Raw genomic sequence first — 7074 nt, forward strand, 5'->3', positions numbered from 1 at the left:
CGCCCCAGACGCTTGAATGGAAGGGCGCCCATCTCGACGCGACATTCTCGCCAGACGGCCGCTTCCTCGTCACCTCGATGCAGGAGAACGCGCTGCACGGCTGGCGGCTCGTCGATGCGCGCAACATGCGGATGAGCGGCTATCCGGGCAAGACGCGCTCGCTGTCGTGGTCGCATGACGGGAACTGGCTCGCGACGTCTGGGGCGGACGCGGCGGTCGTGTGGCCGTTCAAGGACAAGGACGGGCCGATGGGCAAGGCGCCGCGCGAATGCGGCGTGCGCGAGGCGCGCGTAACCAAAGTCGCCTTCCACCCGCGCGCGCTCGTTCTCGCCATCGGCTACGCCGACGGGCTCGTGCTGCTCTGCCGGCTTGCCGACGCCGCGGAAATCCTGGTCCGCCGGCCGGGCGGCGGCGCCGTTGGTGCGCTCGCCTGGAATGCGAGCGGCGCGCGGCTCCTCTTCGGCCTCGAGTCCGGCGAGGCCGGCCTGTTGAATCTGCCAGGCTGAGGGTCGCCGGCCGACGCGTGCGCCGGCCTCGCATCGCGAAAGGAAGCGGGACGTTCGACGCGGCTTCTTTTCCTTTTTCGTAATTTCGTGTCGCGCCGAATTGCGCCTCGAGCATGAGTTCGACGACGCGACCAACCGCCCGAAATTTCTTCGCCGCTCGCCATCAAGGCGCACGAGAAAGGCCCCGCTCTGGCCACCGGCAGAGGCGTTGAACCTCTACGCGCGAGGTTAGAGTGTGATCCTACGCTTCGGGACCGTTCGCGGCCTGACGTCGCGCCAGAGCCCAAACTTGTACGGGAAACAAGGGATCATTCTTGAGGTCTCCGTGCAGAAACGGATTGTAGACAGGAAATTTCAAATGTTCGGGTGTAAGATTAGCCCGGGCGGCAGTGCGATTTCCCCAAGACCAGGTCTTGATGTCTTCAAGCGCGAAACCTGCGTCCGCCAGGAGGTATTTCATCCCCGTCTCTGTCCATCGACTGCAATCAACAGGAAAGTTGTGAATCTTTTGCAAGAACGGGGTCGTGTTCAGGAAATACCCGCTTGGCCTCAACATTGGAGAAGATGTTTTTTTGCTGCTCGATGTGGGTAGAGAAGATGCTCAAAAATTTGTTCGCAAATGATCATATCGAAAGTCTGCTCGAGCGGTCCATCACAAACATCGAACTCTGGGTAAGACTTTGAGGTAAAAGAGCGGAATCCAATATATTTCAGGCGGTCTCCGGAGATTTCAAACGCGTCCATTGAACCGACCGGTAATTCCGATAAAATCGTGTCTAATTCTTTGTAGAGGACGACTTGGTCGAGGTAAATTCGCTTCCCCATAATAGCCTTACGCAGCGAGGAACGCAGTGTACGGTATTTTCGAAAGAATTCGATTGGTGGAAATCTCTTAACATACGTTTGCCCCTAAACTAACTACGCTGCGTTGTAGCACGTGGCGGGCGCTCAAACCAGTGTTCTCCTGGACTGCAAGAGCGCCAGCCTCTGAGCTGTTGACGGCGCCCGCGGTTGGCGGGTCGATAGTCGGAGGCGATCCTGCGCGCGACCAAGCACGCGGCCGAAAAGGGCGCGGACGAGATCTGGTTTTGTGCCGACATACCAAGCGTACTGGGCGAGGTTGGACCGGCGATAGCCGCGGGCCACGTTGGCCTCATGAATGAGCGTCCAGGTTTTCCGCCTGCGCGCCATCGCGGCGGCGAGCCGAGCGTCGATGCGGTCCTTGTATTTTTCCCGCAGAACGTCGCTCATCGCGATCACGACCGAAAAATCATGCTTCGACCGGCTGTGCGGCGACCTTCCGCTCGGAGCGGACGGCAACGAATAGAGGTAGTAGGCGTCCGAGATCAGGAAGGCTTTCGCGCCGCTCAACAGCATCTCGGCGTAAAGGGTGAAATCCTCTCCGGATCGCATCGTCTGCTCGTAACGAAGACCTTTGCTGTCGAGGAACGACTTGCGAAGAATGGGCTTCAGCAAGCCCCAGGAAAATATTCTGAACTCGAAGTCGTGGTCGTGCTCGAACAGATCGGTCGCCGTGATCTCCTGAGCCGGTTCGAGGTCGTCGATCGCCACGCGAACCTGTTTTCCGGCGACGAGGTCCCACAGGACGATATTGTCGGCGACGAAGTCCGCCGCGCCGGACTCGCCGACAGCGAGAAGGCGTTCCAGACGCTCGGGAAGCCACGCGTCGTCGGCGTCGAGCAGGGCGATCCAATCGCCTTTCGCCTTGGCGATTCCGAGATTGCGGGCTGCGGCGGGACCGCGGTTCGATGGGGCCGAGACGACGCGGACAAGCGGACTGTCGATCTTCTTGACGACGGCGATCGTGTCGTTCGTGGAGCGATCGTCGACCACGATAATCTCAAGGGGTTTGACGGTTTGATCGAGAGCGCTCCGGATCGCTCGATCGACGATCTCCGCCACGTTGTAGACCGGGATAATTACCGAAACAGTCACTCAGGACCCCCCCGCCGCCGAACATACACCAGGGAGCGGTATACACCTATGTAGACTACGTAGACAATGTGATATCGCCCGGTCTGCGCTTGCAGCGCACGGGGCTGAAATCACCTGTTGAGCAGGTCGAGACCCGTCTCCTCGAAACAAGGTCAAGCCTGCGGAGCGGGCTTGCGCGAGAGCGCGTTCGGCAGGAAAACGTCGCGCAAGTCCCGCGGCCACCGATCCCAACGGGCGCTGCGACCATATTTCGAGCGCAAGACTCAAAGGCTGGGGTTTTCTAGATGGCGGGGTCGCTGCGGATAGAACGTCGAGGAAGACGCCCTATCTCACCGCAGACTTGCCTAAGCGGCCGGAAAGTCCGATTTTCCCCTACGGGACGGCGGCCTTAGGGACCCATGACCAGCGCTTTCATTGGAGTGGACGTCGGCACGCGCAGCGCCCGAGCCGGTGCGTTCGACGCGCGCGGTCGGCTCATGGCGAGCGCCAAGATGCCGATCGTGCTTTGGCGCGAGCCTGGCGACGTCGTTGAGCAGTCGTCCGCCGACGTCTGGCGCGCAACGACAGAGGCGGTGCGCGCGGCAGTTGAGGCGAGCGGCGCTCCGCGTGACGCCTTCGCCGGCGTCGGCTTCGCCGCCACCTGTTCGCTCATCGCGCTCGACGCCGGGCTCGCGCCCCTCTCGATCAACTGGACCGACGAGCCCGGGCGCGATGTCATGGTCTGGATGGACCATCGCGCGGCCGAGGACGCGGAGCGGATCAACGAGGGCGGGCACGAGGTTCTCCGCTACGTCGGCGGCGCGCTGTCGCCCGAGATGCAGGCGCCGAAGCTCGCCTGGCTCAATCGGACGAAGCCCGAGACCTTCGCCAGAGCGGCCCATTTTCTCGGCCTCACCGACTATCTCACGTTCCGCGCGACCGGCTCGCTCGCGCGCTCGCTCTGCTCGGTCGCATGCAAGTTCGGCTATCTTGCGCACGAGCGGCGCTGGCCCAACGAATTCCTCGACAGCGTCGGCCTCGGCGCCCTGGCCGCAGGCGGATTCTCCCGCCTCGGCGCCGAGATCCTCGATCCGGGAACGCCGCTCGCGCGCGGGCTCACGGCGGAAGCGGCCGAAGCGATGGGGCTTAATGCCGGCGTGCCGGTGGGGGCGGGGCTCGTCGACGCGCATGCCGGCGCGCTGGCCTCGCTCGGCGCCCAAGAAGGCGGCGACCCCGGCGATCCGCGGCGGCGGCTGGCGCTGATCCTCGGCACCTCGTCGAGCTGTCTTGCGGTGTCGGACGAGCCGCGCTTCATCGACGCCGTCTGGGGCCCGCACCTGTCCGGGTTGACGCCCGGCCAATGGCTGATGGACGGCGGCCAGTCGGCGTTCGGGGCGGCGATCGACCGGCTGATGCGCATGCATCCCGCCTTCGCCCAAGGTTCGGTGCAGGGCTACGACGCGCTCGAGCGCGCGATCGTCATGCGAGCGGGTGGCGTCGCGCGCGCGGAGCTGCTCGCCGAGGGCCTCCATGTCCTGCCGTCGTTCATCGGCGAGCGCGCGCCGGTCGCGGACGCCGCGGCGCGGGGCGGCGTGGTCGGGCTCGACCTGCGCGAGGACATATTGAGCCTCGAGGAGCTTTATGTGGCCGGCCTTTGCGGGCTCGCCTACGGCATCGCCGACATTGTCGACGCCTACCGCCGCGCCGGCTACGCCTTCGACACGATCGTCGCCAGCGGCGGCGCGGCGCCGAGCGCGCTCGTGCGCCAGATCGTCGCCGACGTCTGCGGCATGCGGGTCGCCTCGCCGGAGACGCCGGAGCCGGTGCTGCTCGGATCGGCGATGATCGGCGCAGCGGCCTCGGGCCGCGAGACCGTGAACTCGGCGATGGCGTCGATGTCGGCGCTCGGCGAGCGGATCGAGCCCGCGGGCGGCGCGATTGCCGCCTTTCACGCTCGCAAGCGCCGCGCCGCCGTCCTTCTCGGCCGCGCCGAGCGCGAGGCGCGGCGCGCGATGCGGGCGCCGCGCTGGCCGGAGGTGGTCATCTTCGACTGCGACGGCGTGCTGGTCGACAGCGAGCTCATCGCGCTCGGTGTCACCCGCCGGATGCTCGGCGAGGCGGGCCTGACCTTGAGCGACGAGGAGACGCGCGAGCGCTTCCTCGGCATGCGCCAGGACGGCGTCCTCAAGCGCATCGAGCAGGAGCTTGGTCGGCCGCTGCCGAAGGATTTCTCCGTCCTGCTGGCGCGGGAGATTCTCGCGACCTTCGAGCGCGAGCTGAAGGGCGTCGAAGGGGTGCGTCAGGCAGTCAACGGACTCGACGCCCGCGTCTGCGTCGCATCGTCGAGCGCGCCCAAGCGCCTGCATTTTGCGCTCCGGGTGACCGACTACGAGGCCCTGTTCGCGCCGAACATCTTCTCCTCCGCCGAGGTGCAGCGCGGCAAGCCCCATCCCGATCTTTTCCTGTTCGCCGCGCGCGTCATGCGGGCGGCGCCCGGGGATTGCCTCGTCATCGAGGACAGCGTGGCCGGCGTGACCGCGGCGCGCGCCGCTGGCATGACCGCCTTCGGCTTCGTCGGCGCGAGCCACTTCTCCGAGCCGGCGCAGGCTGCGGAATTGACGGGCGCCGGAGCCGCCCTCATTTTCGACGATATGTCGCGGCTGCCGGAGCTCGTCGCAGGATGGCGGGCGCCGGGGACGGGGCGGGAGAACCCATGGCGCGCAGGGCGGATCACGACGGACTGAGGCTCGACGAGGCGGCGCGGGCCGGCTGGCTCTACTACGTCGCCGGCAACACCCAGGACGAAATCGCGCGCAAGCTCGGCATCTCGCGCCAGGCGGCGCAGCGCCTGGTGTCGCTCGCCATCAGCGAACGGCTGATCAAGGTGCGGCTCGACCACCCGATCGCGCGCTGCATGGAGCTCGCCGCGGCTTTGAAGCGGCGCTACGACCTGCGATTCTGCGAGATTGCGCCGACCGACCCGGATTTGACCTCCTCCACGCTCGGCATCGCCCAGGTCGCGGCGGCGGAGTTCGAGCGCTGGCTGAGGCGGACGGAGCCGGCGATCATCGGCATCGGCACCGGCCGCACCATGCGCGCCGTCGCCGACCAGTTGCCGGCGATGGAGTGCCCGCAGCACAAGCTGGTGGCCCTCGTCGGCACCACGAAGATCGACGGCTCGGCGTCGTTCTACGACGTGATCATCCGGGTGTCCGACACAGTGCGGGCGCCGCACTACCCGATGCCGCTGCCGGTCGTGGCGCGCTCCGTCGAGGAGCGCGAGCTTCTGACAAGCCTGGCGTCGGTCAAAAGCCTGTTCGATCTCGTCGAGCGCACTGACGTCAGCTTTGTCGGCGTCGGCTCGATCGGCGATTCGGCGCCGCTGGTGCAGGACGGCATCATCACCCGGCAGGAAGCCGAGGCGATGCGCAACCTCGGCGCGGTCGGTGAGATCACCGGCTGGGCGTTCGACGGCGGAGGCCGCGTTCTCAACGAGGGCGTCAACCTGCGCGTCTCGGGCGCGCCGCTTAGAAGAGCCGGCAACCGCCTGGTGGTCGGCGTCGCGATGGGACCGTCGCGCCGCGCGCCGCTGCGGGGCGCGCTGACTGGAGGGCTGATCTCCGGTCTCGTGACGGACGAGTCGACGGCGGAGCACTTGCTTCAGCGCTGAGTGGTTAGCGATTCCCTGCACGAGGGGCGTCCCTGCCATGAACCCCTATCGCCCTGGGCGCCGATCGCCATCAAGCGTGGGCGTGGGCCTTGTCCAAACTGGAGTTGCGTGTTAACAAGCTCAATGTTATCGTTGTTACTTTATGAATTTTGGAGCCGTGATGGACGATGCCGGGAGGCTCGACCCTGCATCAGCGAGCCCTGTATGGCAGGTCGTGGCAGGCTATCAGCCGGCTCTCGACGGTCTCCGCGCCGTTGCGATTAGCGCTGTCGTTCTCTATCACGCCGAAAGAACGGTCTTCCCCGGAGGATGGATCGGGGTCGACGTCTTCTTTGCTCTAAGCGGCTTCCTGATCACGAGTCTTCTCGTTCAGGAGATGGCGCGCACCCGAAACATTGATGTCTGGCGATTCTATGCGCGTCGCGCCCTTCGCGTCTGGCCGGCTTTCGCCGCGCTGATTGTCTTTAGCATAGTTTTTGCGACGTGTTTGCAAACTGCCTATTCCAATCTAAACGCGACGCTGGTCGCGGCGACCTACACAATGAACTGGAATCGCGCCTTCGATGTATTTCCCGAAGGTTGGCTCGGACACACATGGGCGGTCGCCGAGGAACAGCAATTCTATCTTGTGTGGCCGGCGATCCTGCTCTTCATTGGGTTTCGCAATCCGGCGCGCTGGCTCATCGCCGCCATCGCAGCGGCCGTCGCTTGGCGGATCGCGCTGATCGTCAGCGGCGAGTCGTTCGAGCGGATCTACAACGGCCTGGATACGCACGCCGACCCGCTTCTGATCGGAGCCGCGTTGGCCTTTGTTCCCCTTACGCCGACCTTTACGAAAAACGTAAAACGGCTTGCCCTGGCGCCAATTGTCGTTTTGGCGGCGCTGATCCTGTTCGCTCGGGAAACCTCGCTTTTTTCCCAAACCATTGGCTACTCGGCCACCGCGGGCGCCGCAACCTGGGT

6 protein-coding genes are annotated in these 7074 nt (G+C 65.2%); 4 read left to right on the forward strand and 2 right to left on the reverse strand.

The window, feature by feature from the left end; translation table 11 throughout:
- A partial coding sequence (locus ACLP25_RS26545) for a WD40 repeat domain-containing protein (protein ID WP_442472103.1) occupies positions 1 to 506 on the forward strand: 506 nt, incomplete at its 5' end.
- Positions 507 to 747: 241 nt separating this feature from the next.
- Here the strand turns inward: ACLP25_RS26545 and ACLP25_RS26550 are convergent.
- Entirely contained in the window at positions 748 to 966 is a 219-nt protein-coding gene (locus ACLP25_RS26550) for a hypothetical protein (protein ID WP_442472104.1), read from the reverse strand.
- A 488-nt stretch (positions 967 to 1454) separates the two neighbouring features.
- Positions 1455 to 2462, reverse strand: a complete 1008-nt coding sequence (locus ACLP25_RS26555) for a glycosyltransferase family 2 protein (RefSeq protein ID WP_442472105.1) — start codon at positions 2460 to 2462, stop codon at positions 1455 to 1457.
- A gap of 398 nt (positions 2463 to 2860) precedes the next feature.
- Between ACLP25_RS26555 and ACLP25_RS26560 the strand changes: the two genes are divergently transcribed.
- The 3 genes from ACLP25_RS26560 to ACLP25_RS26570 all read left to right on the forward strand — a co-directional run.
- Positions 2861 to 5185 (forward strand): FGGY family pentulose kinase, encoded by a 2325-nt coding sequence (locus ACLP25_RS26560; protein ID WP_442472106.1) that lies wholly within the window; start codon positions 2861 to 2863, stop codon positions 5183 to 5185.
- Positions 5155 to 6111, forward strand: a complete 957-nt coding sequence (locus ACLP25_RS26565; RefSeq protein WP_442472107.1) for a sugar-binding transcriptional regulator — start codon at positions 5155 to 5157, stop codon at positions 6109 to 6111. The genes ACLP25_RS26560 and ACLP25_RS26565 overlap by 31 nt, the downstream gene beginning before the upstream one ends.
- Before the next feature lie 160 nt (positions 6112 to 6271).
- The coding region (locus ACLP25_RS26570; RefSeq protein ID WP_442472108.1) for an acyltransferase family protein at positions 6272 to 7074 on the forward strand (803 nt) is incomplete at its 3' end.

This window comes from Roseiarcus sp. (assembly GCF_052145395.1).
Classification (GTDB): Bacteria; Pseudomonadota; Alphaproteobacteria; order Rhizobiales; family Beijerinckiaceae; genus Roseiarcus.

What these genes read in the sequence shown, in the direction of transcription:
- ACLP25_RS26550 (WP_442472104.1), bottom strand. Translation starts at nt 966, where the DNA reads ATGAAATACCTCCTGGCGGACGCAGGTTTCGCGCTTGAAGACATCAAG.
- ACLP25_RS26560 (WP_442472106.1), top strand. Translation starts at nt 2,861, where the DNA reads ATGACCAGCGCTTTCATTGGAGTGGACGTCGGCACGCGCAGCGCCCGA.
- ACLP25_RS26565 (WP_442472107.1), top strand. Translation starts at nt 5,155, where the DNA reads ATGGCGCGCAGGGCGGATCACGACGGACTGAGGCTCGACGAGGCGGCG.